A 25389-nucleotide genomic window follows, 5' to 3' on the forward strand; every position below is an offset into this window, starting at 1 on the left:
ACCTAAGCCAGGGCCCGGCGCGTCCCCCAACAGATGGAGGCGGGCAATGGCCCACAAATCACAGCGCCGATCCGCGATGCTCCTCTCGAGCCTCGTGGCGGTTTCCCTCGGTGTCGCGGCCTGCGGCTCCTCCGACGACGGAGACGACGGCGCGGACGCCGGTGCGTCCGGCAGCGCGAGCGCGATCGACTGCAAGCCGTACGAGGCGTTCGGTGACATCAAGGGCAAGACCGTGACGGTCTACACCTCGATCACCGCCCCCGAGGACGCGCCGCACATCGCCTCGTACAAGCCGTTCATCGACTGCACCGGCGCCGAGATCAAGTACGAGGGCTCCAAGGAGTTCGAGGCCCAGCTGCCCGTGCGCGTCAAGGGTGGCAACGCCCCCGACATCGCCTACCTGCCCCAGCCCGGCCTGCTCAAGACCATGGTCGCCACCGGCAAGGTCATCCCCGCCCCGGCGGAGGTCGCGGCGAACGTCGACAAGAACATGCCCGACTGGAAGAACTACGGCACGGTCGACGGCAAGTTCTACGCTGCCGCGCTCGGTGCCAACGTCAAGTCCTTCGTCTGGTACTCGCCGGCCGCCTTCGAGGAGAAGGGCTACGAGATCCCCACCACGTGGGACGACCTCCTGGCACTCTCCGACAAGATCGCCGCCGACGACCCCGACTCCAAGCCGTGGTGTGCGGGCATCGAGTCCGGCGACGCCACCGGCTGGCCGGCCACCGACTGGGTCGAGGACGTCATGCTCCGCACGGCCGGTCCCGAGGTCTACGACAAGTGGACCAACCACGAGATCCCCTTCAACGACCCCGCGGTCGCCACGGCCCTCGCCGAGGTCGGCAAGATCCTCAAGAACGACAAGTTCGTCAACGGCGGTCAGGGTGACGTGAAGACGATCGCGTCCACGGCGTTCCAGGACGCCGGTCTGCCGCTCCTCGACAACGGTGGCTGCTACATGCACCGTCAGGCGTCGTTCTACGCGGCGAACTTCCCGAAGGGCACGAACGTCGCCGAGGATGGCGACGTCTGGGCCTTCTACCTCCCGGCCAAGGACACCTCGACCAAGCCGGTCCTCGGTGGTGGCGAGTTCGTCGCCGCCTTCGCCGACCGTCCCGAGGTCAAGGCGTTCCAGACCTACCTCGCCTCGGTCGAGTGGGCCGACAGCCGCGCCAAGTCCTGTGGTGGCGGCGGTTGCGTGACCGCGAACAAGAACGCCGACCCGACCCTGCTCAAGAACCCGGTCGACAAGCTCTCTGCGGAGATCCTCACCGACAAGAGTGCGACGTTCCGGTTCGACGCCTCCGACCTCATGCCGGGCGCCGTGGGTTCGGGCACCTTCTGGAAGGGCATGACCAACTGGATCACGGGGCAGGACGACAAGGCCACTCTCGACTACATCGAGAACTCCTGGCCCAAGTCCTGACCTGATCTGCTGATCGGTCACACGCCGGGGTGGGGTGGTTCGCCCACCCCACCCCGGCTTCCTTCGTTGCACCCCCCACACCTGGAGGTGGAGTCATGGTCGCGAGCGTGCTGAGCGTCGCGCCGTCGGGAATCATCCCCGAGCCGTTCCTGCGAGCCGAGAGCGTCGCGGGGAAGTTCTTCCTCATGTTCTTCGCGGTGGCGTTCTTCGCCGCCGTGTTCGGCCTGGTGCTCTTCGTGGCCTCGCTGTTCAAGGGCCGCAAGGGCGAGCAGGCGCAGGGCGCGCTGTTCGCGGCGCCCGCCGTCCTGCTCCTCTCCATCGGCCTCGTCTACCCGGCCGTCCTCACGATCATCCAGTCGGTACGCGGCAAGTCGGGTGAGGGCGGCTTCACCTTCTCCAACTACGTGGCGATGTTCACCCAGCCCGAGCTGCTCGTCGTGCTGCGCAACACCGCCCTCTGGGTCATCCTCGTGCCGTTCCTCGCGACCGCGATCGGCCTGCTCTACGCGATCCTCATCGACCGGGCCCGGGGCGAGGCGTTCGCCAAGGCGCTCATCTTCCTGCCCATGGCCATCTCCATGGTCGGCGCCGGCATCATCTGGAAGTTCGTCTACCAGTACAAGCAGACCGAGCGTCCCCAGATCGGCCTGCTCAACCAGATCCTCAAGAGCCTCGGCTTCGAGTCGCGGCAGTTCCTGCTCGATGCACCGCTCAACACCATCATGCTCATCATCGTCATGGTCTGGATCCAGGCCGGCTTCGCGATGACGATCCTGTCGGCCGCGATCAAGGCGATCCCCGACGACATCATCGAGGCCGCGCGGCTCGACGGCGTCGCCGGCCTGAAGATGTTCCGGCACATCACCCTGCCGAGCATCCGCGCGGCTCTCGTGGTCGTCCTCACGACCATCGCGATAGGCACGCTCAAGGTCTTCGACATCGTGCGGACCATGACCGCGGGCCAGTTCGACACCTCGGTGGTCGCCAACGAGTTCTACAGCCAGAGCTTCCGCTACAACGCCCCCGGCCTCGGTGCGGCGCTGGCGGTGCTGCTCTTCATCCTCGTCATCCCGATCGTCGTCTACAACATCATCCAGATGCGAAAGGAGGCCTGAGCCGTGAGCACCCTGCAACCCGCGGTCACGCCCGAGTCGGTGGCCCCCGACGCCGCGCCCGTCGCCCAGAAGCTCAAGAAGTCGACCGGCGAGGCAGCCGGCGCCCTGCAGTCCCGCTGGGCCTCGCTCGTCGCGGTGCTCATCGCGGTCCTGTGGACGACCCCCACCCTCGGCCTGCTCGTCACGTCGTTCCGCACCCAGCGGGACATCAACCGCAGCGGCTGGTGGACGGCGCTGACCGATCCCAGCGGCTTCACGCTGGAGAACTACCGCGAGGCCCTCCAGCCCGGCAGCTCGGCCGGCCTCAGCCAGTACTTCATCAACACGATCGTCATCACGGTGCCGGCGGTGCTCCTGCCGCTCTTCCTGGCCTCGCTCGCGGCCTACGCGTTCGCGTGGATGCCGTTCCCGGGGCGCAACGCGCTCTTCGTCGCCGTGTTCGCGCTGCAGATCGTCCCGCTGCAGATCGCCCTCATCCCGCTGCTCGACATCTACGTCAACAAGCTCGGCTTCGGGGCGTCGTACTGGAGCGTGTGGCTGTCGCACACGATCTTCGCGCTGCCACTGGCGACCTTCCTCATCCACAACTTCATGCGCGAGCTGCCGGCCGAGCTCATGGAGGCGGCACGGGTGGACGGCGCGGGGCACGTGACGATCTTCTTCAAGATCCTCCTCCCCCTGCTCACCCCGGCCCTCGCGGCGTTCGGGATCTTCCAGTTCCTCTGGGTCTGGAACGACCTGCTCGTCTCCTTGGTCTTCCTCGGTGGGACGCCCGACGTCGCTCCGATCACCGTCCGGGTGGCCGAGCTCTCGGGTTCTCGAGGCAGTGCCTGGTACCTCCTGTCGGCAGGTGCGTTCATCTCGATGATCGTCCCCGTCGCCGTGTTCCTCGCCCTGCAGCGGTTCTTCGTCCGAGGCCTGCTCGCAGGTGGCCTGAAGGGCTGACATGACTGCCCCAGACCGGCGTCGGCGGATGAGCACCATCACCGATGTCGCGCGGGAGGCCGGGGTCTCCGTGGCCACGGTCTCCCGCGCGCTCCGCGGCCTGGACCGCGTGAGCCCGCGCACCCGTGAGCGGGTGTTCAAGGTCGCCGAGCGCCTCGACTACGTCGCCAGCCCCACGGCGACGTCGCTGGCCTCGGGTCGCACCCAGGTCGTCGGCGTCGTCGCGCCGTTCCTCACCCGCTGGTTCTTCGCCACGGTGGTCAGCGCCATCGAGAAGACGCTGCGCCAGCACGGCCACCACGTGCTGCTGTTCGACCTGGAGGACGAGTCCTACGACCGACGCCTCCCCCTGTCACAGAACATGCTGTGGAAGCGCGTCGACGGCGTCATCACCCTCAACCTGCCCATGACGGCCGAGGAGCTCGAGCTCGTCGACCGGCTCGGGCTGCCGCTGGTCGCGATCGGGACACCGGTCGCCGACCGGCCCAACGTCCGCATCGACGACGCCCAGGCGATGCGGGACGCCACCGAGTACCTCGTCTCCCTCGGGCACCAGCGCATCGCCTACGTCGGCGCCGTGCCCTCCAACGTCGCGCACATCCAGACGCCTCAGGCCCGCCTCGAGGCCTTCCGCGACGTCATGCGCAGCCACGGGCTCGCCGAGCACAAGCAGTGGATCCTCGGCTCGGACTGGAGCGCGGACAGCGCCGCCGCAGACACGCGCGTGCTGCTGCACGCGCCCGAGCGGCCGACCGCCGTCGCCGCGGCCTCGGACGAGATGGCCATCGGCGTCATGGCGGCCGCGCGAGCGGAGGGCCTGCGCATCCCCGAGGACCTCTCGGTCATCGGGATCGACGACCACGCGCTGAGCAACGTCCTCGGCCTGAGCACGGTGCGCCAGGACGTCACGGCGCAGGGACGGCTGGCGGCCGAGATCCTCCTCCGGCAGCTCGGCTTCACCGCCGGCGAGGACGCGGGCACCCACGTGGTCGTGCCGACCGAGCTCGTCGTGCGCGCGAGCACCGCTCCCCCGGCCTGACTGCCTCGCCACCCCCGCCGAGGCAGGGGTGGCGACTCTTGGTCAGTGGTGACGGGCGTGGTCGGGGTCCTCGAGCTCCTCCGGGTCACGCATGTAGGTCTTCTTCGCGAAGAAGAACCGGTTGGCCAGCCACGTCAGGGCCCACAGGACGACGCCGATGGCGAGCAGCCACCCGGCGATGCGGTACTGGATCGTGTCGCGCCCGGTCCAAGGGCCGACCATGAAGGCGCAGAGCAGGGCCCCGAGGACCGGCAGAGCCGTCGGGGCGACGAAGTGCTTCCGGTCGATCGGGTTCTTGCGCAGGACGAGCACGCAGATGTTGACGATCGTGAAGACCCCGAGCAGGAGCAGGGCGGTGGTGCCGCCCAGCGCCGCGATGATCTCGGAGTCGGACTGGGTCGACACGAAGTAGATGAGCCCGAACGAGATCGCCGTGGTGAAGAGGATCGCGACCCACGGGGTGCGGCGGCTGCGGTGCACGCGCCCGAGCACCGGCGGAAGCACCTCCTGCTTGGCCATGCCGTAGAGCAGCCGGCTGGCCATGAGCATGTTGATGAGCGCCGAGTTGGCCACGGCGAACATCCCGATGAAGGGGAAGACCTTGTCGAACGGGAAGTCCGGCGCTCCGGTCGCAACGACCTGGGTGAGCGCCGAATCGTTGTCGGGGTTGGCGAGCTCGCCCACCGGGACGAGCGCCACCGCGGTGATGGAGACGAGGACGTAGATGAGACCGGTGATCCCCAGGCCGGTGAGCATCACCCGGGGGAAGTCGCGGACCGGGTCCTTGGTCTCCTCGGCCATGTTGACCGAGTCCTCGAAGCCGACCATCGCGAAGAACGCGAGCGACGTCGCCGCGGTGATCGCGAAGAAGGTGCTCTTGTCGCTCGGGCTGTCGAACACGACGGCACGGGAGAAGTCCGCCTTGCCCTGCGTGACGGCATACAGGCCGATGAAGATGATGAGGAGCAGACCGGAGAGCTCCACCATCGTCAGGACGACGTTCGCCTTGACGCTCTCGCCCACACCTCGGAAGTTGATCGCCGCGACCAGCGCCATGAAGCCGAGGGCGATGAGGAGCAGCGGGGTGCTGCCGGCCTCCCAGTCGGTCCCGATGCCGTCGCGCAGGAACCCGGCGAAGGCGTTGGAGGCGGTCGAGGCCGAGGTGATGCCCGAGCACATGACGGCGAACGCCACGAGGAAGGTCACGAAGTGGATGCCGAACGCCTTGTGCGTGTAGAGCGCCGCACCGGCCGCCTGCGGGTACTTCGTCACGAGCTCGAGGTAGGAGAACGCCGTGATGGTGGCGATGACGAAAGCGACGAGGAAGGGCGCCCAGGCGGCGCCACCGACCTCGCCTGCGACGGCACCGGTCAGGGCGTACACGCCGGTGCCGAGGATGTCGCCGACGATGAAGAGGAGCAACAGCTTCGGGCCCATGACCCGGTTGAGCTCGGGCTCACCGTGGTGGGACTCGTCGATGACCCCCGTGCCACCGCGGTCGTCGGTGTGACCACTCATCTGCAGGCCTCCTCGTCCGGGGTCCCGGGACATCGGGACGCCTTGGGGCTCACTGTGTCCCACATCACGTCCGAGGGCAACGCAAACGCGCGGTATGCCGCGAGATGGGTTCGCGGGTCAGGCGTCGATCCGCTCGCGGTCGAGCTGGGCCGAACCCCTGACGATGAAGTCACGACGGGGCGCGACCTCGTTGCCCATGAGCAGCTCGAAGACGCGCTCGGAGTCCTCGGCGTCGGCCATCGTCACCTTGCGCAGCGTGCGGTGGCGCGGGTCCATCGTCGTCTCGGCCAGCTGGTCGGCATCCATCTCGCCCAGGCCCTTGTAGCGCTGCATCGGCTGCTTGATCGTGCGGCCCCGCTTCGTCAGGGACGCGACGGTCCGGCGCATCTCCCCCTCGGAGTACGTGTAGAGCAGCTCGCCCTTGCGGGCGCCCGCCGCCGAGACCTCGATGCGGTGCAACGGGGGCACGGCGGCATACACCTTGCCGGCCTCGACGAGGGGACGCATGTAGCGGAAGAAGAGGGTGAGCAGCAGCGTGCGGATGTGGGCGCCGTCGACGTCGGCGTCGGTCATGATGATGACCTTGCCGTAGCGGGCGGCGTCGACGTCGAAGCTGCGCCCGGAGCCGGCGCCGATGACCTGGATGATCGCCGCGCACTCGGCGTTGCCGAGCATGTCGGTGAGCGAGGCCTTCTGGACGTTGAGGATCTTGCCGCGGATCGGGAGCAGCGCCTGGACGTCGGAGTCGCGCGCGAGCTTGGCGGTCCCGAGCGCGCTGTCGCCCTCGACGATGAAGAGCTCGGTGCGCTCGAGGTCGTTGCTGCGGCAGTCGGCCAGCTTGGCGGGCAGCGACGAGGTCTCGAGCGCGTTCTTCTTGCGCTGGGTCTCCTTGTGCAGCCGCGCGCTGATCCGCGACTTCATCTCCGCGGTGACCTTCTCGAGGAGCATCGCCGCCTGCTGCTTCTCGCCGCGCTTGGTCGAGGTGAGGGCGTTGGTCAGCTCCTTCTCGACCACGCGCGCGACGATGGCGCGCACGGCGTTGGTGCCGAGCACCTCCTTGGTCTGGCCCTCGAACTGCGGCTCGGCCAGGCGCACGGTGACGACCGAGGTGAGCCCGGCGAGGACGTCGTCCTTGTCGACCTTGTTGCTGCCGACCTTGAGGCGGCGGGCGTTGACCTCGAGCTGCTTGCGGAAGACCTTGAGCAGCGCCTGCTCGAAGCCGGCCATGTGGGTGCCGCCCTTGGGCGTGGCGATGATGTTGACGAAGGAGCGCACCTTCGCGTCGTAGCCGGTCCCCCACCGGACGGCGATGTCGACCTCGCACTCGCGCTCGACGTCCTGCGGGCTCATGTGGCCCTTGGCGTCGAGCACCGGCACGGTCTCGGTGAAGTGGCCCGTGCCCCGCAGGCGCCACACGTCGGTCACGGACGGGTCCGGCGCGAGGAACTCGGCGAACTCGCTGATGCCGCCGTCGTGGACGAAGACCTCCTCGTGCGGTCCGTGCTCCCCCGGCGTGCCCGGCAGGCGGCGCTCGTCACGGATGACGAGGGTGAGCCCGGGGACGAGGAAGGAGGTCTGGCGGGCGCGACCGACGAGGCCCTCGTAGTCGAAGTCGGCGTCCTTGAGGAAGATCTGCGGGTCCGACCAGTAGCGCACGCGCGTGCCGGTCGCGCCCCGCTTGGACCTGCCGATGACCGCGAGCTCGCTGGTGCGCTCGTAGGGGGTGAACTCGTGGTCGGGGCTCTTGTCCGAGCTGGCCACGTCGGGGAAGTAGCCGGGCTCACCGCGGCGGAAGCTCATCGCGTAGGTCTTGCCGCCGCGGTCGACCTCGACGTCGAGGCGGGCCGAGAGGGCGTTGACCACCGAGGCGCCGACGCCGTGCAGGCCACCGGAGGCGGTGTAGGAGCCGCCGCCGAACTTGCCGCCCGCGTGGAGCTTGGTGAAGACGACCTCGACGCCGGTGAGCCCCGTGCGGGGCTCGATGTCGACGGGGATGCCACGGGCGGTGTCGCGGACCTCGACCGAGCCGTCGAGGTGGAGGATGACCTCGATCCGGTCGCCGTGCCCGCCGAGCGCCTCGTCGACCGCGTTGTCGATGATCTCCCAGAGGCAGTGCATGAGGCCGCGGCTGTCGGTCGACCCGATGTACATGCCCGGCCGCTTGCGCACGGCCTCCAGGCCCTCGAGGACCTGGAGGTGGTGGGCGCTGTAGTCGGACGACGACTTGCTCGTCGCGACCTTCTTGGCCGTGGACGCGGGGGTCATGCGGTCCTCTCGGGGAGCTCGTGCGGGCGGAGTCCACAGGCTAACCGGGGCCCCTGACGACCCCGCCGAGGCGCGCTGTCGGACCCGTGGGGAAGAATTCCTCGTGTTGGCATCGGAACGGTCACATCACGGGCGCCTCCCCCTCGGGAAGAGCTGGGCGTGTTTGACTGTTGCAACGCCTGACGCCCACGTAATCGCGTGGGCCCATTGACGAGATCAGCCAAGGAGGCCGATGTGACCACCGCACTGGCACCCATCCTGACCACCGCGGACCGCTGCGACCGCTGTGGTGCCCAGGCCTATGTGCGAGCGACGCTCCACGTCGGTGGTGAGCTGCTCTTCTGCGCCCACCACGGGCGCGAGCACCTGCCCAAGCTGCGCGACCACGCCGACATCGTGGACGAGAGCGACCGACTCACGGAGCCGCCCGCCGCCGCGGACATCGACGTCTGACCCCGGGTTGAACCTCCTTCCGGAGGGCACCAGCGTCTGGGTGCCGGCGATCCTCATCATCGTGGGGATCGTCGGCATCGTCGTCCCGGTCGTCCCCGGCCTGCTCGTCGCGGTGGTCGGGGTGCTCCTCTGGGCCTACGAGACCGGCGGTTCCACCGCGTGGACCGTCTTCGGCATCTGCGTCGCGATCTACCTTGCGGGCGTGGTCATCCAGTTCCTCGTGCCGGGCAAGCGGCTGCGCTCCCAGGGCGTCACGACCTCGACGTTGCTCCTCGCCGTCCTCCTCGGCGTCGTCGGGATGTTCGTCATCCCGGTCGTCGGCTTCGTCATCGGCTTCGTCGGTGGCATCTTCCTCGTCGAGCAGGGCCGCAGCCGTGACCGGGCCCAGGCGTGGGCCCGCACCAAGCACGCCGTCGTCGCCGTGATGACGAGCATGGGCATCGAGCTGTGCGCCGGCGTGCTCATCGCCGTGACGTGGGTCGTCGGCGTCCTCGCCACCTGAGGTCCAGCCGCACCTGAGATCCGGCCACCGAGCGGGACCCGGGAAGGCGCGCGGCCGGCATACGCCGGCGGTCAGCTCCAGCCGTCGCGGCCGCGCCGGTCCCATCGGTCGTCGAGCTTGTCCATGAACCCCGAGCCGCTCTTCTGGCGGCGCCCCGACCCGGCCGGACCGGCCGTGCCGTCGTCGCGTACGACGGTGAGCTTGCCGCGTCGCGGCGGGGTGAGGGAGAAGGCGACAGCCGCCACCATCACGGCGAATCCGGCCGCACCGACCCACATCGTCGTGTTGATGCCGACGAGGACGAGGCCGAGGCCGACGACCACACCGGTGACGCCGATGATCCAGCGCAGACGCGTGGGACCGCCGCGGCGCGTGCCCTCCATGCTCGAGGCGAACTTGGGGTCCTCCTCGGCGAGGGCCTGCTCCAACTGCGCGAGCATCCTCTGCTCGTGCTCTGAAAGCGGCACGGCGTCCTCCCGGTGTGCGACGGTGCGTGGTCCTCTGATCATCCTCCATCAGGGACAACGCACGACGCCGCGGTTTCGTTGCATTCGCCAGCTGGGGTGCTGGTCTCCTCAGGATAGGTCGCGATCGGTCCGGGGGGAAGGTTGGCCCCGGGTGATCAGGCTCGCAGGCCGGACCGACCCCGCGCCGAAGCGGGCGCTGGCCCTGTCGACGGCCCGATCGGCCTCGCGCCAGCCGTGTTCGTTCTCGCCGAGCATGCCCTGGATGGGGGCGGCCTCGACGGCGACGAGCTTCTCGAGACGCACGCCGACGAGCCGGATCCGGGCCCGCTGCAGCCCGAGGGCGTCGTAGAGCGACGTGGCCGTCTCGTAGATCTCACGGCTGCCGTCGGTCGGCTCGCGCAGGGTGCGGGCCCGGGTGATGGTCGTGAAGTCGGCGAAGCGGACCTTGATCGAGACGGTGCGCCCGGTGAGGCCCGCCGCACGGAGCCGGGCAGCGACGCGGTCGCTCAGCTTGAGCAGGTGGCGGTGGATCTCGCGGGGGTCGTCGATGTCGTACTCGAAGGTCTCGTCGGCACCGACGCTCTTCTCGCGCTGCTCGCGCTGGACGGTGCGCGGGTCGCGCCCCCACGAGAGCTCGTGAAGGTGGTGGCCCGTCGCCTCCCCCAGCCCTCGGACGAGGGTCGGGAGGGGGGTGTGCGCGATGTCGGCGACGGTGCGCAGGCCGAGCCGGGTCAGCTGCTCCTCCGTCTTCTCCCCCACGCCCCAGAGTGCCCCCACGGGCAGCTGCTGCACGAAGGGGATGACCTCGTCGCGCGGGACGACGACCATCCCGTCGGGCTTGGCCAGCCCGGACGCGATCTTGGCGACGAACTTCGTCGAGGCCACCCCGACCGAGCAGGTGATGCCCTGCTCGTCGTGGACCGTGTCGCGGATGCGTGCACCGATGCTCGCCGGTGAGCCGAGCCGGCGGATGGCACCCGCCACGTCGAGGAAGGCCTCGTCGAGCGACAGCGGCTCGATGTCGGGGGTGACCGCTCGGAAGGTCTGCATCACGCCGGCCGAGATCTCCGCGTAGAGCGCGTGGTCGGGCGGGAGCACGACCGCCTGGGGGCAGAGCCGGCGGGCCCGGGTCATCGGCATCGCGGAGGCGACCCCGAACCGGCGTGCCTCGTAGGTCGCCGACAGGACGACGCCGCGGTTGCCGCCCCCGATGATGACGGGGGTGCCGACGAGCTCGGGGTGCGAGAGCAGGGTCGCCGACGCGTAGAAGGCGTCCATGTCGACGTGCAGGACGGTGCACCCGGTGTCGTCGGGCGGTTCGCTCGACGAGCGCTGGGGGAGGCTGAACTGGCGACGGCTCATGGCCGCTCTCAGGCTCGGGTGGCGATGACGTGCAGGGAGGTCCCGAGGTCGGCGAGGGCGGCGAAGTCGGGGTGCGTGGCCACGGCCCGCTCGAGGTCGAGCAGGGCGGCCCGGTCGGCGTCGGAGTCGACGAGGACCGAGGGCACGAGGTCGCTGAAGATGCGTATGCCGTGTGCTCGCGTCGTCGTGAGGCCGGCGGTCTCGAGGAGGGCGATGATGCCGTCCCGGTCGAAGCGTCGCGGGACCGGGTCGGCGTCGCCCCAGCGCCCGTCGGGGCGCTCCATCGCGGCCCGGGCCTGCGCGAACTGCCCGGCGAGGGCTCGCGCCACCACGGCGCCGGCCCGTTGCGGGACGACGAGGCTGAGGATGCCGCCGGGCGGCAGGACGGCGGCGACCTGGGCGAGCGTGGTCGCCGGGTCGTCGACGTACTCGAGGGTGCCGTGGCAGAGGACGAGGTCGGGCTGGTCGCGGCCCACGAGCGAGGACAGGGTGTCGGCGTCGCCCTGGACCGCGCTCACCCGCGAGGACGCCTGGGCCTCCGCGGCTCGGCGGCGCAGCGAGGCGAGTGCGTCCGGGCTGGGGTCGACGACCGTGACGTCGTGGCCGGCGACGGCCAGCGGCACCGCGAGGCCGCCGGTGCCTCCGCCCAGGTCGATGACGCGGAGCGGGCGCTGGAGCTCGTCCGAGCGGGCGTGGACGACCTCGTCGACGGCGGCCCACATGGCGGCGGTCCGGGGTGAGGTCGAGACTCCCGCGCGTCGGGTGCTCGACGGGTCGTCACTCACGGGTGTCACCTCTCCTGGGGGCTCTGCTCGGGCGCACGCCGACGTCGCGGTGTGCGCGACCGAGCCTAGTTGTCTGCGGGGACAGCCACTGGTCGCGTGGCGGGCGGGACGATGAAGTCCTGCGCGAAGGGCAGCTGCTACCCGCGTGGGCGCTTTGATCCAGGTCAACGAGCAGCTGGACTTGGGGTAGGACCGTGCGAGTCGGGGGTCACTCGGCCGCTGGGGCCGTTCACGCGCACGACTCCCGGTTCAGGAACGCAGGGCCACCTCGCCCGGCAGGTTCTTCGTCCACCCTGTGGACGGCTAGGGCTGGGACGCCGTGGGAGCTTCCAGTCCTTCGAGCCCATGCTGAAGCGCGTACATCGCCGCCTCAACACGCGTGCGCACCTGCAGCTTCTCCATGCTGTTGCGCATGTGGTTCTTCACCGTGTTCTCGCTGACGAACAACTGCTTCGCGATCTGTCTGTTGGAGCATCCCCGTGCGAGCAGGACGAGCACCTCGCGCTCACGTGGTGTGAGGCGAATCCCCAACGGGGTCTCCGGAGCAGGGACGGTGCCCAGTCGCCCGAACTCGGCAACCAACAGACTGGCCAGACGGGGAGGGATGACGGACTGCCCCGAATGAACCAGGCGGATCACCTCGGCGATCCGTTCCGTCGGCTCGTCCTTGAGGACGTAGCCGCTGGCTCCTGCCTTGATCGCCGAGAACAGGTCGGCCTCGTCGTCGGACGCCGTGAGCAGCACGACCCTCGTGCCGAACGACTCCTCCTTGAACGCTCGGCACGCCTCGATGCCGCTCATTCCGCGCATGCGGAGGTCGAGAAGGACGAGGTCGGGCTGGACCTCACGGACCTTGCCGATCGCCTCGCGGGCCGACTCGGCCTCGGCCACGATGTCCAGGTCGGGCTCGAGTCCCAGGACTGCCTGCATGCCGCGACGGTAGAGGTCGTGATCGTCGACGATGAGTATCCGAATACGGTCGGACGAGTCCGGGGCAGTGGTCACGGGCTCATGGTGCAACACGCGGCCTTCTTCCGCATCTCGAGCGGCACGACGTGTCCGCCCAGTCGAACGGGCCAGGCCCCTCGCCATCGCCACTCCGGACTGGTGCCCATCCGATCGGCACCCCGCCACGGCCCATCTCGACCACGTGGCCGGCGTTCTCGCTCGTGGCCGGCCACTGCGCAACGCCATCTGCAACTCAGGGTCGACCGGGGGTCAGATCGGGGTTGTCTGGGGGGCGACACCCGATGTGCCCCACCGTGCTCTGCCGCAAGCATGGAGCACATGATCACCATTGACTCCCTCACCCGGAAGTACGCCGGCTTCACCGCCGTCGACAACGTCTCCTTCACTGCCCGGCCCGGCCGCGTCACAGGATTCCTCGGCCCGAACGGCGCTGGCAAGTCCACCACCATGCGGGTCATGGTCGGCCTCACCGCCCCCACCTCCGGCACCGCCACCATCGACGGAGTCCGGTACGCCGACCTCCCCAACCCGGGCCTCGAGGTCGGCGTCCTCCTCGACGCCTCGGCGCAGCACGCGGGACGCACCGGCCGCGAGATCCTCACCGTCGCTGTCGACACGATGGGCCTGTCCCGCCAGCGCGTCGACGAGATGCTCGACCTGGTCAGCCTGACCCCGACTGAGGCAAGGCGGCGCGTGCGCAACTACTCACTCGGCATGCGCCAGCGCCTCGGCATCGCCACCGCACTACTGGGTGACCCGAAGGTGTTGATCCTCGACGAGCCGGCCAACGGTCTCGACCCGGCCGGCATCCGCTGGATGCGCGACCTGCTGCGCGGCTATGCCAACAACGGCGGCACCGTGCTGCTGTCCTCGCACCTGCTGCACGAGATTGAGGTCATCGCCGACGACCTCGTCGTGATCGGCAACGGCAGGATCGTCGCCTCCGGCACCAAGGAGGAACTGCTTGCCGCGGCTGGCACCCTCGCCCGCGCTGCGTCACCTCGCGACCTGGCCCATGCTCTCGAGCAGGCGGGGATCCCCAGCAACCTGGCCGGTGACGGCTCGGTTCGTACCGACGCCGATCCCGCCCAGGTGGGCAGCGTCGCCCTGGCTGCCGGCATCGCTCTCACTGAACTCAGGTCCGCCGAAGGCGCGGGCCTCGAAGACATGTTCCTGTCCCTCACCGCCGACACCCAACGCGAAGGAGTTGCGGCATGACCGCCACGACCATCTCTCCCCGCACCGCCGCGGCGGTTGCGCCCGTACGACGCACTGCCCGCCCCATCCCGACGACTCGCCTCGTCAAGGTCGAGCTGCGCAAGATGTTCAACACCCGCTCCGGCTTCTGGATGCTGGTCAGCATCGGTGTCCTCTCGGTGATCGCCACCGGCGCCGTGATCATCCTCGCGCCGGACGAGGCCGTCACCTACACGAACTTCGCCACCGCGTTTGGCTTCCCGATGTCGGTGATCCTGCCGATGATCGCGATTCTCTCCGTCACCAGCGAGTGGAGTCAGCGCAGCGGGCTCACGACGTTCACCCTGATGCCGAGTCGCGGCCGCGTGATCGGGGCCAAAGCGATCGCGACCCTCTTGGTCGGGGTTGTGTCGATGGCCGTCGCCTTCGCCATCGGCGCCCTCGGCAATGTGATCGGCTCGAACCTCGCCGGTGTCGACACCCTCTGGGACGTCACCCTCGTCGATGCGTCGCAGATCGTGCTGGGGAACGTCGTGGGGATGGCCATCGGCTTCACGCTCGGCGTCGTCCTCCGCAACTCAGCCGCGGCCATCGTCGGCTACTTCGTCGTCTCGCTGGTGCTGCCCGGCATCCTCGCGCTGCTCGCCCAGGTGCGCGAGTGGTTCGCCGACCTGCAGCCCTGGATCGACTGGAACTACACCCAGGTCAACCTCTTCGAGGGAGCCACCGACACAGGTCGCGAGTGGGCCATGCTCGGCTCCACCACGTCGATCTGGATCGTGGCTCCACTCGTGGTCGGGCTGTGGTTCCTGCGCCACTCCGAGGTGAAGTGACCGGGCAACCAGGTTCCTGAGAGAGGCGCTGACCGGGCACACGCTGTCACAGCTTGTGTCCGGTCGGCGGCTCCTTGAAGCGACGTTGTGCCCGGTCAGCGGCGCGGCCCTGGCTCACGACGCTGTTTCATGGGGCCACCGGCGTGGGCTCGTGATCATTGCAGTGGGATTTCGTTGGGGCTTAACCTGATTCGGGTATGCCGGTGGCCCGCGTGGCGCTGCGACTCTCGGAGGGTCCTCGGTGGTGGGCGGTCAGGGCACGCACCCGAATGTCAGGTGCACCTCGGGATGGCCGAAACCACGGTGAAGGTCGCGACCGCGGCCCACCACGTGGATTGACTCGAAACGACCAGTCCAGCCCCTGAACCGCAGGACGGTCGGAGACCCGCCGAGAGCATCGAGCGCCTTGTGGAACCCAGCCTTGCAGGTGGCCTTGGGCTCCTTGGAACGTCCGTGCCTTCTGCCTCGCCGACATCGAGCAGCTCGACGCGGGTTCCAGGTTCGCCCCTGAGTTCACCGGAGAGCGGGTGCCGACCCTGACGAGGGGGTCAACAGCGGCTGACAGCAGGCCGGGATGCTGCTCGAGCCCAGGACGCCCGAGCTGCACTCGGCATCGAGCGCGATCTCGACAAGGTGCTGCGCTCGCGGCCGGCGCTCGAGCGCGCACTCAAGGCCGAGCGTGTCGTGGTCCAGTCCTTCGACCACGTCTGGCTGCGCGTCCACAAGGACCTGGCCCCTGACATGCCGGTCGGCCTGCTGTACGGCACTGAGCCGACTGAGGTCGACATCGCCACACCGCTGCGACAGCCTCACTGCGCGGGACCTTCTCGAAGGAGTTCGTCGCGCGCCCGATACCGACGCAAGTCGTCGATGCCCACCTCGCCCCGATGCGCCGCCCCGACATCGACGGCGCAGTGCGTTCGCTACCGCGGGATGGTCCTGCCCGAAGCCATTCGCATAGCGTGCGGCGTGTACCGACGCCAGCGCCTCACGGTGCCCACCCTCGTCGTCATCGGCCGCCCCGTCGCCCCCGGACCGAGGAGATCATGGCGCACGTCTGCCGCGACCCGGAGCGGTTCGCCGATCGCGTCGAGTTCCCCCTCGTCGATGACGCGGCGCATTTGATCACCGATGACGCCCCGGCCGCGATCGCCGACCTCGCGCTCGAGTGCTTCGAACGAGCCGCATGACGTTGGACTTCGTCGATACTCAGATGTCCGCACTGGCTACGTGTTCATTGGGGACTGCTGAAGATCTGGTTGCGGGAGTGCGCCGAGACGAGGCCGGCCTGGGAGCACAGGCGCCACACCCGCCGCTCGGACACGGCGTGGCCGGCCTCCGCGAGCTCGTCCGCGATGAACCGGTGCCCGAACCCCGGGTCGTCGGCGTGGACCCCGCGGGCGGCGTGGGTGGCGTAGGCATCGACGAGCTCGCGCTGGCTGATGGGGCTCGCCCTCCACGCGTAGAACGGCTGCCGGGAGAAGCCGAGCAACCCGCAGGTCACCGCGACGGGAATCCCGTACGCGGCAAGGTCCAGGACCAGCGGGAACGTCATTGTGGGGACTGACCCAAGCCTCAGGTTCGCCTGCGACAGGTACGCCGCGGCCCGGCGCAGGACCTCATTGCCCTGCGCCAACAGCCGGTTGCGCCGACGCAGGTCCCTGACCTCCTCGGACTCGGCTCGGGTCACGCCGGGACGGCTGCGCACCTGTACCGATCGCCTTCGACGAGCAAGTCAGGACATTGGTCCCTTGGCGACCGGTGGTCCTGGACGACAAACTGCGACAGCAGGGCCTCCATCCAGTGGCCCGCACCACCCCCGTTGCCTCGTGACCCGCTCAGCGGCGTCAATCGAACGGCTCTGGGCCAGTCGAGGAGGCATCCGTCATGGACGACGTACGCGTAGAAGAAGACCTGTTGGGGCCGAAGGACGTTCCGGGTCATGCCTACTTCGGCATTCACACGGTCCGCGCCATGGAGAACTTCACGATCAGTGACGTCACCATCAGCGACCTACCAGAGATGGTGCGCGCGATGGTCCAGGTCAAGAAGGCCTCAGCGCTGGCCAACAAGGAGCTGCGCACCATGTCGGGCCTGAAGGCAGACGCGATTGTCGCTGCCTGTGACCAGATCCTCCAAGAGGGTCGATGCATGGACCAGTTCCCGATCGACGTGTTCCAGGGCGGTGCTGGCACGTCGGTCAACATGAACACCAACGAGGTGATCGCGAACCTCGCCCTCGAGACACTGGGACTGGCGAAGGGACGCTACGACGTGATCGACCCCAACGACCACGTCAACCGGTGCCAGTCGACCAACGACGCCTATCCGACCGGGTTGCACCTCGCGGTCTTCAACGCCGTTGAGGAGCTCAAGTACGAGATAGCGGAGCTGTCGGACGCCTTCGACAGCAAGGCCGTGGAGTTCGCCGACGTCCTGAAGATGGGACGGACCCAGCTTCAGGATGCCGTTCCGATGACCTTGGGCCAGGAGTTCAAGGTGTACGGCGACCTGATGCGCGACGAGATCCGGCAGCTCACGCGGGCGGCCGAGCTGCTCCTCGAGGTCAACCTCGGCGCGACGGCCATCGGCACCGGTCTGAACACCCCGGACGGTTACGCGCAGTGTGCGGTATCGAAGCTGGCCGAGGTCACGGGTCTGCCGGTGGTGCTGGCGGGGAACCTCATCGAGGCGACCTCCGACACCGGTGCGTACGTGTCGATGCACGCCGCGGTCAAGCGAGTGGCCGTCAAGCTCAGCAAGATCTGCAACGACCTCCGTCTGCTTTCTTCCGGACCCCGCACCGGCCTCAACGAGATCAACCTGCCGGAGCTCCAAGCTGGGTCCTCGATCATGCCGGCGAAGGTGAACCCGGTCCTTCCGGAGGTGGTCAACCAGGTGTGCTTCAAGGTCATCGGCAACGACGTGACAGTCTCGATGGCTGCCGAGGCTGGGCAGCTCCAGCTCAACGTGATGGAGCCCGTGATGGCCCAGGCGCTCTTCGAGTCGGTCTCTCTGCTGCGGAACGCCTGTCGGAGCCTGCGGGACAGGTGCGTCGACGGGATCACTGCAAACCGTGAGGTGTGCAACGACTACGTCATGCACTCGATCGGCATCGTCACCTACCTCAACCCCGTGATCGGTCATCACAACGGTGACCTCGTCGGGAAGGAGTGCGCCCGATCCGGACGCAGTGTGCGCGAGGTCGTTTTGGAGCTGGGCTTGCTGACCGAGGCCGAGCTGGACGAGAACTTCGCCCCGGAGAACCTCATGCGGCCGCTCTACCGCGGCAAGGTGTACGCCGACCAAGAGCGTTCAACCGTGGTGGCCGGGGACCCCAGATGATCGTTGTCGAGTTCGCAGTCGTCCTTGCGGCGATCTTCATCGGTGCGCGGATGGGCGGCATTGCGATCGGCTTCGCGGGTGGCCTGGGGGTGCTCGTCCTGGCGATACTCGGGGTTTCACCCGGCGAGCTCCCGCTCAACGTGATCTCCATCATCATCAGCGTGATCGTGGCCATCGCCGCGATGCAGGTGGCGGGAGGAATGGACTATCTGGTTGACCTGGCCGACCGGGTCCTGCGGAAGAACCCCCGCCATCTCACCTTCCTTGCTCCGATCATCACCTACTCGATGACGTTCATGGCCGGCACCGGGTTCACCGCGTTCGCGACCTTGCCGGTCATCACCGAGGTCGCGAAGGAGAACAACATCCGGCCTTCGCGTCCCCTGTCCATCGCGGTCGTGGCCTCCCAGCTCGCCATCACGGCCTCGCCGATCTCGGCGGCGGTCGTGTTCTTCTCCAGCGTGCTGGAGAAGAAGGGCGTGGACTACCTCGAGCTGCTGGCGGTCGCCGTGCCCTCGACCTTCATCGCCTGCATGGCGACAGCGGCGATCATGATGACCGTTGACAGAATGCGGCACGCGACCGACCTGGACACCCATCCCGAGTACCAGCGACGACTTGCCTTGGGCACCGTCAGCGCAAAGGGGCAGTTGGAGCGACACCTCCTGCCGCGAGCCCGGCTCTCCGTCTTGACCTTTGCCATCGGACTGGTGGCTGTGGTGGGCTACTCCATCTTCATCAGCGAGAAGGTGGGGCTGGTGACCGATCCGGTGATGGAGCGGGATTCCGCGATCATCGCCTTCATGCTGACGATCGCCATCGTCATCGTCGTCGCCTGCAAGGTGAAAACCCCTGCGATCCTCGAGGCGTCGACCTTCAAGTCGGGGATGAGCGCGAGCATCTGCGTCCTGGGTATCGCCTGGCTGGGCAGCACTTTCGTCAGCGCCCACGAGACCCAGATCACCGATGCCGCGGGCGACCTGCTGCGCAACCACGCCTGGACGCTCGCCATTGTGCTCTTCTTCGCTTCGGCCCTGCTCTACTCGCAGGCGGCAACCACCGCGGCCTTGATGCCCACCGCGCTGGCGATCGGCGTCGCCCCGTTGGGCATCGTGGCTGCCTTCCCGGCGGTGTCGGCCCTGTTCGTCCTGCCCACCTATCCGACCCTGCTGGCCGCGGTCGAGCTTGACGACACCGGCACAACCCAGATCGGCAAGTACGTGTTCAACCACCCGTTCCTGGTGCCGGGGGCGATCAACATCACGATCGCAGTGGCCCTGGGCTTCCTGTTCGGATCGTTCATCCTCTGATCGGGCGGTGAAACTCCGCTGGCGCGTCGCACCGATGCGCTACGGCCTGTCGGCTGTCCCGGCCGCCGGTGTGCGGTGGGCGAAGTGCGACCCCGCACGGAGGGCGAGACCATCAACCATGTGGCCACCACGACGTCCGGCGGCTGGCAGCTGGCGACCTCCGTCGCAGGGACGGGGGTCGCCCTGCCGGGACCACCAGCAGCAGCCCTACCGGTGGCGTGAGCACCGCAGTCCCCCTCGAAAAGGGTTCTGGATCGACAGTGGCTGGGGGCCGCACTCCCCCGGTCTCCTGCGAAGGCGACCTGCTGTCTGCGCACTCCCTCTTGGTGGCACCCATCGGTATCCATACCGTCACATGACCGGAGGCGGAAAGGTCCAACATTCCGACCGACTTGCCGCCCCTTGGCACGGTCAGCTCGGAGCCGGAGTGACGCGCTGGCCGTCCGAGCGCATCGCGGGCGACGCAATGCCTCTACTGCTGTGCGGTCTGAGCCTGCTCATGCGCCGGATTGCTGCGGAGCCCTTGGTCTCCGCGGAAGTGGTGGCGATGTTCACCGGGGGTGGTGTTCAGCCGCCTGCGGAAGGCCCGGTTCATGGTTTCGGGTGTGCCGAAACCACAGGTCTTGGCGATCTGTTCGATAGTCCTGTTGGTGCTCTCGAGGAGCCGGCACGCGGAGTCGAGGCGGACCGCTTCGACGTGGTCCGCTGCGGTGGCACCCACCTCGGCCTTGAAGACACGAGTGAACTGCCGTTCGGAGAGGTTGATCTGCCGGGCGAGCGCGGCGATGGACAGGTCATCGGTGAGGTGGTCGTGCAGCCAGGCGAGCAGGTCGCGAACCGGCTGTGTCGGCTGCTTGTCCCGCAAGGAGCGCGGAGAACTGGGCCTGACCGCCTGTGCGCTGGAGGTAGACGACGAGCTGGCGGGCGACGGTGGCGGCGGCCTGACGTCCGTGGTCGTCAGCCACCAGCGCAAGGGAGAGGTCGATGCCGGCCGTGACGCCTGCGGAGGTCCAGACGTTGCCGTCGTGGACGTAGATGGCGTCGGGGTCGACGGTCACCTCGGTGTAGGTGCTGCCGAGGAGCCCGCAGTCCGCCCAGTGCGTGGTGGCACGTCGTCCATCGAGGAGCCCTGCAGCAGCAAGGAGGAACGCACCGGAACACACCGAGGTCACGCGCCGTGCGTCACGGGCGAGTCGTCGAATCTGGTCGAGCAGTTCGGTATCCGCCACGGCCGCGTCGATGCCGGCGCCACCGGCCACCACCAACGTGTCGATGGGGTCGGTGACGTCACTGACCGCGGAGGACGTGAACTCCAGTCCGCAGCTGGCGACGACGGGGCCACCACCATTCGTCACGACCTGGGTGAGGTAGCGGACCGAGGGCAGGAAGCGGGAGGCGTGAGAGAAGACCTCCATGGGCCCGGTGACATCGAGGATCTGGCCTGATTCGAAGGTCACGATGACCACTCGCCGCTCGGTGGGTAGATCGAGGCCCACCTCGCTCGACGGTGCCGTCATCGCCGCGGTCATTGGGTGTCCATGCGTCGACGGTACGCCCGGGGCGAGGCCGTCATCGTCAAGGACGTGTCCTTGTGGCTCGACCAGCCCGGCCACACGCTGAAGTCATGAAGGTTGCCTACCTGCTCTACCCCCGGTTCACCGCGCTGGACGTGGTGGGGCCCTTCCAGGTCCTGGCCGCCGCACCGGGCGTCCGCAGCGTGTTCGTGGCCACCTCCGCCGGGTCCGTCATCGACGACACCGGGCTCTGCGCGCTCCACGCGTCCGCGTGCCTGGGTGATGTCGTGTCCGCCGACGTGGTCGTCGTCCCCGGCAGCGACTGTTCGTGCGGCCTTGATCCCGAGCTGGTCGAGTGGATCCGCACGGTGCACCCGACGACGACGTGGACGCTCAGCGTCGGTACCGGCTCCAGCTACCTGGCGGCCGCGGGCGCACTGGAGGGCGGGACGGCCGCCACGCACTGGGCCTCAGCGCAGCGCCTGACCGACGCGGGAGTGACCTACAGCGCGCAGCGCGTCGTGCGCAACGGGAAGGTCCTGACCTCGGCCGGCGCCACTGCCGGCATCGACCTCGCCCTGACCCTCCTGGGCCTCAGCCACGGCCCGGCTGTCGCTCAAGCCGTGCAGCTCGCCCTGGAGTACGACCCCCAACCCCCCTTCGACGCCGGCTCTCCGGCGAAGGCGCCCGCCGACATCGGCGAGCTCGTCCGTTCCTACTACGCACAGAGGTGCAGCTGATGTCCCCCAACCAGAACCTTTTCTTCGCAGACCCTCACGATGATTCATCCGGGGCGTGGCGCCCCACCCCAGCCCGCGTCCTGGTGGCGGCCACCTTGGGGGTGCTGGTCGCACTCCTGGGACTTGCATTCATGCCGCGGGTGCCCTCGATGTCGACGCAGGTGACCGGGGACCAGGACCTGGCGGCCCAAGCTCTTCCCCACCTGCGGGACGCCTTGGACGTGGTGAGCATCGCCACCGTCGACGACGCCACGATCCGCTACGCCGGATTCGGCGCCGACGAAACCACTGTCTACGAGATCGGTTCGGTCACCAAGACGTTCACGTCCGCCGCGCTGGCAGACGCCATCTCACGCGGGGAGGTCACGGCCGACACCAAGCTGGGTGACCTGTTGCCGGTGCGCGGGAAGGAAGTCGAGAACGTGACGCTGGCAGAGCTCGCCAGCCACCGTTCCGGGCTTCCTCGCGTGGGGACAAGCCCCACGGTTCGCGAGAACCTGCGGTTGCTGACCCACCGTGACGCTTTCACGCAGGATCTCCCGGACCTGCTCGCCGTGGCCCGCTCGGCACGACTGACCGACCGGGGGCGCTACGCGTACTCCAACCTGGGAACGGCCCTGCTAGGCGAGGGCCTCGCCTCAGTGGCCAACACCGACTATCGCCAGCTCATGCAGCAGCGCATTTTCGGGCCGCTCGGCATGAGCAGCACGAGTGTTCCCATCAGGGGCAGCGACCTGCCGGCCGATGCGTCGCAGGGTTACGGCGCAGACGGGCAACCTCACAAGCCGTCGGTGACGCACGCATGGGCGCCAGCGGGAGGGATGCGCTCGACTGCGGCAGACATGACGGCGTACGCGACGGCGCTCCTGAACAGCAGCGCACCGGGAATGGACGCCCTGACCCCACGATGGGACCAAGGACACGGCACCCGGGTGGGCTACGCCTGGAACACCATGCAGCTGGAAGGGAGGACAGTGACCTTTCACGGCGGCGCCACGGGGGGCTTCTGCGCGGCGATCGCGCTTGACCGGGCCAACCATCGAGCGGTGATCATCCTGTCCAATACCAGGGCGCCGGTCGAGGACGCCGCCCTCACGATCCTCGTAGGCATGTCATGACCTACGTGGTTCTTGCCACCACCGCCTCGTTGGCTCTGCACGCTCCGTTGGGCATGGCCATCGGATTCCTGACTTCCCTCATCGTGGCTCTCGCGCACTCCCACGGCACCATCCCGGAGCGAGTCCGTCAGATGCTCGGAACGGGCCACCTCAGGGCGATGACTGCGTTCGCCGTTGTCGCGCTGGCCACCGACGCTCTGGACGATTGGAAGCTCGCCGCCATCGCTTGGCTCATCGCCGCTTTCGCGACCGGAGTCTGGAGAACCCACGGCCAGCTCGCCGCCAACAACCGCTGGGCGCTGCTCAGTCGTTTCGCCGCAGCCGCAGCAGGCCTGGCCATGGCGTGGCTCAACCTGAACTGGGTCACGACACCGCTGGGCGTCTGGCTTCTCCTGGTCGCCCTGGTGAGCGCCAGCGCCTTCAGAGCAGCATGGCGCTGGCCCGCCCTGACGTGGGTCGAGCACGACACCTCGGCCCACCGGCACCCTGTTGGTGTCTTCGCAAACCTGCTCATGTCCGCAGCAATCGTGGGTGCGAGCCTCGCCTGAGCCCATGTAGCCGGGGTAGCCCCATACATCGCTCAGGACGCCTCAACACACACGTCGAAGAGGCTGACATGGCCCCCTCGCCGCTATTGCCCCCCGGAACGCAGAACCCCTCACAACTACCGGCCACACACTCGTCGCGATCCGCGACTCCACCTTCCGGTTCGGCCAGGACGTCAGTGCCGCCCTCAACGCGCTGATGATCGGCATGATCTTGTACCGGTCGCGCATCGTGTCGCGCATCATCCCGGCCATGGGCCCGCTCGCCGTCCTCCCGCTCCTCGCAGCGAGCATCGCAACGACCTCGGGTTCATCGAGCAGGGCTCCGTCTGCTTCGCCCCCGTGGCGCGCTGATCTTCGTCTGGGAGCTGACCCTCGCTATCTGCCTGGTCGTCCAAGGCTTCAGCCATCAGCGCGACTGGGGCGCCGCAGCACCTCCTGGCGCCTGACGCACAGCCGGAGCAGAAGCGGCCCGCCGCCCGCAACGATGGACCGCTTCGGCCCAGGGACAGGGCCCGGATCCTCGCTGAGGAGAATGCCTCGCCTAGCGGGTCGGGCAATCACAATCGTCCGCCATCCCACGCACCTAGCGACTGTTGCTTGGGAGTACCCGCGACCGGCCCGCGGCGGAGAGACGCAGGTCCAACGCGGGCATCTTTCTGCAGCGCCGCTCTTTCCCTGATCCACCGGGCAGTGACTTGTTCTGGGCTCAGTCCTCCACCCGGCCGTCGACGAACATCTCCAGCCGCCGCCGGGTGCTCGCCCGGTCGACGGAGAGATGCCCGTTGACAGCTCTGGCAGCCCAGCCAAGCCGGGTCGCGAGGCGCGCGGCCTCCACCAGGTCGGCGTGCGAGAGGTTCGGGTATGCGGCCGCGTAGGGCGCGAGGAACGTGTCGCGGAACGGTCCGGTGTCGACGGAGTTCTCGACGTCGTCAAGGCCCCAGGCGATCTGACCCTCCAGCGCGACGGCGAGTGCGAAGAACGGGTGGGAGACGCAGGCGTCCCCCCAGTCGACGACCCAGTGGCGACCATCGCGCACGAAGACCTGCCCGTCGTGAAGGTCGTCGTGCTGCAGGGACTCCCTGATGCCGTAGACCGCGAGCTGCTCACACAGCTCCGCCACCCAGCTGGTCGCGGCCCGGAAGCGAGGCGCGGCGTCGCTCTCCTCCATGAGCGCGGCGTAGCTCGCCGGGAGGATGGCCAGCCGCACGTCGGGGACCCCGATCCCGAGGAGGGCGTCGATGTCGTCCTCCATGGCGACGCTGATCCGCGCCACCGAGTCCAGCACGGGGTGCCACCGCGCCAGGCTCGCCTCGACGACCACCAGCTCACGCATCCGCGTGCCCGCATCGCGCATCAGCATCCAGCCCCGGTCGAGGTCCGCGGCCAGGAGCGGCTCGACCCGGTCGGGGACGCGCTCAGCGAGCAGCGTGACCAGTGCCGCTTCATGGCGAAGGGGAGCGTGGTTGGCCTTGAACCACACCGGCCCGGCGGTCGTCGGAACCTTGAGCACGGTCGACCAGACCGTGATGTGCGGCTGCTCCGCGTCGCCGGCGCGCTCCAGCCCGAGAGCGTCGGTCTGCTCGTCAACCCACGCGTGCGCACCCGCAAGCCACTGGGGGTCGGTCCAGGGCTCGGTCACTGTCCCGTTGTAGCGGCTGGCGCTCAGTCCCGCACCCGGTTTTGAGAACGCCTCGTTCCCGCCGGGCGGCTGCCCGCATCAATCTGGGCAGAGTTGACGCGGGTCGGGGCAGTCGGTTCAGATGCCGGCGACGTAGGCGGTGAGGAAGTGGACGCCGTGTCGGTCGAGGTTGCCGCGTGCCCTGTCGTAGTGCTCGGTGGTTCAAAGGTCGGCGTGCCGAGCCAGGATCTGCGCGTCGCGCAAAGGGACCCCGGCGTCCAGGGTGTTGGTCATCGCCGCGTGCCGCAGCGAGTGCG

Annotated in this window: 25 protein-coding genes; 15 read left to right on the forward strand and 10 right to left on the reverse strand. The window is 68.5% G+C overall.

All coding sequences use genetic code 11. The features are described from left to right. Positions 1-46: 46 nt before the first annotated feature. From AC3EU2_RS17570 to AC3EU2_RS17585, 4 genes are all read left to right on the forward strand, one after another. On the forward strand, positions 47-1429 hold the full coding sequence (locus tag AC3EU2_RS17570) for an ABC transporter substrate-binding protein (protein WP_488177561.1): 1383 nt from the start codon (positions 47-49) through the stop codon (positions 1427-1429). 95 nt (positions 1430-1524) lie between these two features. Then, complete coding sequence (locus AC3EU2_RS17575; RefSeq protein ID WP_488177562.1) at positions 1525-2544, forward strand: carbohydrate ABC transporter permease; 1020 nt, start codon at positions 1525-1527, stop codon at positions 2542-2544. Between the two features lie 3 nt (positions 2545-2547). Continuing rightward, positions 2548-3489 carry a carbohydrate ABC transporter permease gene (locus tag AC3EU2_RS17580; protein WP_488177563.1) on the forward strand — a complete coding sequence of 314 codons (942 nt, stop codon included), beginning with the start codon at positions 2548-2550 and terminating at the stop codon, positions 3487-3489. A 28-nt stretch (positions 3490-3517) separates the two neighbouring features. Beyond that, on the forward strand, positions 3518-4528 hold the full coding sequence (locus tag AC3EU2_RS17585) for a LacI family DNA-binding transcriptional regulator (protein ID WP_488177564.1): 1011 nt from the start codon (positions 3518-3520) through the stop codon (positions 4526-4528). Between the two features lie 42 nt (positions 4529-4570). Here AC3EU2_RS17585 and AC3EU2_RS17590 read toward each other — a convergent pair whose 3' ends face one another. Together AC3EU2_RS17590 and AC3EU2_RS17595 are read right to left on the reverse strand one after the other, a co-directional pair. Beyond that, positions 4571-6046, reverse strand: coding sequence for an APC family permease (locus tag AC3EU2_RS17590; RefSeq protein ID WP_488177565.1), 1476 nt, complete (start codon positions 6044-6046; stop codon positions 4571-4573). 117 nt (positions 6047-6163) lie between these two features. Further along, positions 6164-8311, reverse strand: a complete 2148-nt coding sequence (locus AC3EU2_RS17595; protein WP_488177566.1) for a DNA gyrase/topoisomerase IV subunit B — start codon at positions 8309-8311, stop codon at positions 6164-6166. A 234-nt stretch (positions 8312-8545) separates the two neighbouring features. Here AC3EU2_RS17595 and AC3EU2_RS17600 point away from each other — a divergent pair, with 234 nt between their 5' ends. Both AC3EU2_RS17600 and AC3EU2_RS17605 read left to right on the forward strand, forming a co-directional pair. Next, positions 8546-8764 carry a DUF7455 domain-containing protein gene (locus tag AC3EU2_RS17600; protein ID WP_035933525.1) on the forward strand — a complete coding sequence of 73 codons (219 nt, stop codon included), beginning with the start codon at positions 8546-8548 and terminating at the stop codon, positions 8762-8764. A 7-nt stretch (positions 8765-8771) separates the two neighbouring features. Beyond that, positions 8772-9266 (forward strand): DUF456 domain-containing protein, encoded by a 495-nt coding sequence (locus AC3EU2_RS17605; RefSeq protein WP_488177567.1) that lies wholly within the window; start codon positions 8772-8774, stop codon positions 9264-9266. Between the two features lie 71 nt (positions 9267-9337). On the opposite strand, the gene AC3EU2_RS17610 is transcribed toward AC3EU2_RS17605, so the two are convergent. From AC3EU2_RS17610 to AC3EU2_RS17625, 4 genes are all read right to left on the reverse strand, one after another. Beyond that, a complete protein-coding gene (locus AC3EU2_RS17610) occupies positions 9338-9733 on the reverse strand; it encodes a DUF3040 domain-containing protein (RefSeq protein WP_488177568.1) in 396 nt (131 codons plus the stop codon). Positions 9734-9841: 108 nt separating this feature from the next. After that, positions 9842-11095, reverse strand: coding sequence for a DNA polymerase IV (gene dinB / locus AC3EU2_RS17615; protein WP_488177569.1), 1254 nt, complete (start codon positions 11093-11095; stop codon positions 9842-9844). Positions 11096-11103: 8 nt separating this feature from the next. Next, on the reverse strand, positions 11104-11880 hold the full coding sequence (locus tag AC3EU2_RS17620; protein ID WP_488177570.1) for a methyltransferase domain-containing protein: 777 nt from the start codon (positions 11878-11880) through the stop codon (positions 11104-11106). Positions 11881-12183: 303 nt separating this feature from the next. Then, the gene (locus AC3EU2_RS17625; RefSeq protein ID WP_488177571.1) at positions 12184-12885 is read right to left on the reverse strand and encodes a response regulator; all 702 of its coding nucleotides are present in this window, start codon (positions 12883-12885) and stop codon (positions 12184-12186) included. 282 nt (positions 12886-13167) lie between these two features. Here AC3EU2_RS17625 and AC3EU2_RS17630 point away from each other — a divergent pair, with 282 nt between their 5' ends. The 3 genes from AC3EU2_RS17630 (at position 13168) to AC3EU2_RS17640 (ending at position 16069) form a co-directional block, all read left to right on the forward strand. Next, entirely contained in the window at positions 13168-14067 is a 900-nt protein-coding gene (locus tag AC3EU2_RS17630) for an ABC transporter ATP-binding protein (RefSeq protein ID WP_488177572.1), read from the forward strand. Next, the gene (locus AC3EU2_RS17635; protein ID WP_488177573.1) at positions 14064-14879 is read left to right on the forward strand and encodes an ABC transporter permease; all 816 of its coding nucleotides are present in this window, start codon (positions 14064-14066) and stop codon (positions 14877-14879) included. Before AC3EU2_RS17630 ends, AC3EU2_RS17635 begins: the two co-directional genes overlap by 4 nt. A gap of 1046 nt (positions 14880-15925) precedes the next feature. Further along, a complete protein-coding gene (locus tag AC3EU2_RS17640) occupies positions 15926-16069 on the forward strand; it encodes a hypothetical protein (RefSeq protein ID WP_488177574.1) in 144 nt (47 codons plus the stop codon). A 44-nt stretch (positions 16070-16113) separates the two neighbouring features. Here AC3EU2_RS17640 and AC3EU2_RS17645 read toward each other — a convergent pair whose 3' ends face one another. After that, the gene (locus tag AC3EU2_RS17645; protein WP_488177575.1) at positions 16114-16569 is read right to left on the reverse strand and encodes a helix-turn-helix domain-containing protein; all 456 of its coding nucleotides are present in this window, start codon (positions 16567-16569) and stop codon (positions 16114-16116) included. A 197-nt stretch (positions 16570-16766) separates the two neighbouring features. Here AC3EU2_RS17645 and aspA point away from each other — a divergent pair, with 197 nt between their 5' ends. Continuing rightward, on the forward strand, positions 16767-18224 hold the full coding sequence (gene aspA, locus AC3EU2_RS17650; protein ID WP_488177576.1) for an aspartate ammonia-lyase: 1458 nt from the start codon (positions 16767-16769) through the stop codon (positions 18222-18224). Continuing rightward, the gene (locus AC3EU2_RS17655) at positions 18221-19534 is read left to right on the forward strand and encodes an anaerobic C4-dicarboxylate transporter (RefSeq protein ID WP_488177577.1); all 1314 of its coding nucleotides are present in this window, start codon (positions 18221-18223) and stop codon (positions 19532-19534) included. Before aspA ends, AC3EU2_RS17655 begins: the two co-directional genes overlap by 4 nt. Positions 19535-20006: 472 nt before the next feature. Here AC3EU2_RS17655 and AC3EU2_RS17660 read toward each other — a convergent pair whose 3' ends face one another. Together AC3EU2_RS17660 and AC3EU2_RS17665 are read right to left on the reverse strand one after the other, a co-directional pair. Next, a complete protein-coding gene (locus tag AC3EU2_RS17660) occupies positions 20007-20399 on the reverse strand; it encodes a helix-turn-helix domain-containing protein (RefSeq protein ID WP_488177578.1) in 393 nt (130 codons plus the stop codon). After that, positions 20329-21063 carry an AraC family transcriptional regulator gene (locus AC3EU2_RS17665; RefSeq protein WP_488177579.1) on the reverse strand — a complete coding sequence of 245 codons (735 nt, stop codon included), beginning with the start codon at positions 21061-21063 and terminating at the stop codon, positions 20329-20331. Before AC3EU2_RS17665 ends, AC3EU2_RS17660 begins: the two co-directional genes overlap by 71 nt. A 95-nt stretch (positions 21064-21158) precedes the next feature. Between AC3EU2_RS17665 and AC3EU2_RS17670 the strand changes: the two genes are divergently transcribed. The 4 genes from AC3EU2_RS17670 to AC3EU2_RS17685 all read left to right on the forward strand — a co-directional run bounded on the left by AC3EU2_RS17670 (position 21159) and on the right by AC3EU2_RS17685 (position 24133). After that, positions 21159-21788 (forward strand): DJ-1/PfpI family protein, encoded by a 630-nt coding sequence (locus AC3EU2_RS17670; RefSeq protein WP_488177580.1) that lies wholly within the window; start codon positions 21159-21161, stop codon positions 21786-21788. Then, positions 21788-22906 carry a serine hydrolase domain-containing protein gene (locus AC3EU2_RS17675; protein ID WP_488177581.1) on the forward strand — a complete coding sequence of 373 codons (1119 nt, stop codon included), beginning with the start codon at positions 21788-21790 and terminating at the stop codon, positions 22904-22906. The genes AC3EU2_RS17670 and AC3EU2_RS17675 overlap by 1 nt, the downstream gene beginning before the upstream one ends. After that, the gene (locus tag AC3EU2_RS17680) at positions 22903-23454 is read left to right on the forward strand and encodes a hypothetical protein (RefSeq protein WP_488177582.1); all 552 of its coding nucleotides are present in this window, start codon (positions 22903-22905) and stop codon (positions 23452-23454) included. Before AC3EU2_RS17675 ends, AC3EU2_RS17680 begins: the two co-directional genes overlap by 4 nt. Positions 23455-23539: 85 nt before the next feature. Then, complete coding sequence (locus AC3EU2_RS17685; protein WP_488179510.1) at positions 23540-24133, forward strand: DUF4386 family protein; 594 nt, start codon at positions 23540-23542, stop codon at positions 24131-24133. A 27-nt stretch (positions 24134-24160) separates the two neighbouring features. Here AC3EU2_RS17685 and AC3EU2_RS17690 read toward each other — a convergent pair whose 3' ends face one another. Beyond that, positions 24161-25093, reverse strand: coding sequence for a phosphotransferase (locus AC3EU2_RS17690; protein WP_488177583.1), 933 nt, complete (start codon positions 25091-25093; stop codon positions 24161-24163). Between the last annotated feature and the right edge of the window lie 296 nt (positions 25094-25389).

Source organism: Knoellia sp. B-D-2, assembly GCF_057714695.1.

What these genes read in the sequence shown, in the direction of transcription:
- AC3EU2_RS17630 (WP_488177572.1), top strand. Translation starts at nt 13,168, where the DNA reads ATGATCACCATTGACTCCCTCACCCGGAAGTACGCCGGCTTCACCGCC.
- AC3EU2_RS17575 (WP_488177562.1), top strand. Translation starts at nt 1,525, where the DNA reads ATGGTCGCGAGCGTGCTGAGCGTCGCGCCGTCGGGAATCATCCCCGAG.
- AC3EU2_RS17675 (WP_488177581.1), top strand. Translation starts at nt 21,788, where the DNA reads ATGTCCCCCAACCAGAACCTTTTCTTCGCAGACCCTCACGATGATTCA.
- AC3EU2_RS17590 (WP_488177565.1), bottom strand. Translation starts at nt 6,046, where the DNA reads ATGAGTGGTCACACCGACGACCGCGGTGGCACGGGGGTCATCGACGAG.
- AC3EU2_RS17640 (WP_488177574.1), top strand. Translation starts at nt 15,926, where the DNA reads ATGGCGCACGTCTGCCGCGACCCGGAGCGGTTCGCCGATCGCGTCGAG.
- AC3EU2_RS17680 (WP_488177582.1), top strand. Translation starts at nt 22,903, where the DNA reads ATGACCTACGTGGTTCTTGCCACCACCGCCTCGTTGGCTCTGCACGCT.
- AC3EU2_RS17570 (WP_488177561.1), top strand. Translation starts at nt 47, where the DNA reads ATGGCCCACAAATCACAGCGCCGATCCGCGATGCTCCTCTCGAGCCTC.
- AC3EU2_RS17655 (WP_488177577.1), top strand. Translation starts at nt 18,221, where the DNA reads ATGATCGTTGTCGAGTTCGCAGTCGTCCTTGCGGCGATCTTCATCGGT.
- dinB (WP_488177569.1), bottom strand. Translation starts at nt 11,095, where the DNA reads ATGAGCCGTCGCCAGTTCAGCCTCCCCCAGCGCTCGTCGAGCGAACCG.
- AC3EU2_RS17635 (WP_488177573.1), top strand. Translation starts at nt 14,064, where the DNA reads ATGACCGCCACGACCATCTCTCCCCGCACCGCCGCGGCGGTTGCGCCC.
- AC3EU2_RS17595 (WP_488177566.1), bottom strand. Translation starts at nt 8,311, where the DNA reads ATGACCCCCGCGTCCACGGCCAAGAAGGTCGCGACGAGCAAGTCGTCG.
- aspA (WP_488177576.1), top strand. Translation starts at nt 16,767, where the DNA reads ATGGACGACGTACGCGTAGAAGAAGACCTGTTGGGGCCGAAGGACGTT.
- AC3EU2_RS17670 (WP_488177580.1), top strand. Translation starts at nt 21,159, where the DNA reads ATGAAGGTTGCCTACCTGCTCTACCCCCGGTTCACCGCGCTGGACGTG.
- AC3EU2_RS17585 (WP_488177564.1), top strand. Translation starts at nt 3,518, where the DNA reads ATGAGCACCATCACCGATGTCGCGCGGGAGGCCGGGGTCTCCGTGGCC.
- AC3EU2_RS17665 (WP_488177579.1), bottom strand. Translation starts at nt 21,063, where the DNA reads ATGACCGCGGCGATGACGGCACCGTCGAGCGAGGTGGGCCTCGATCTA.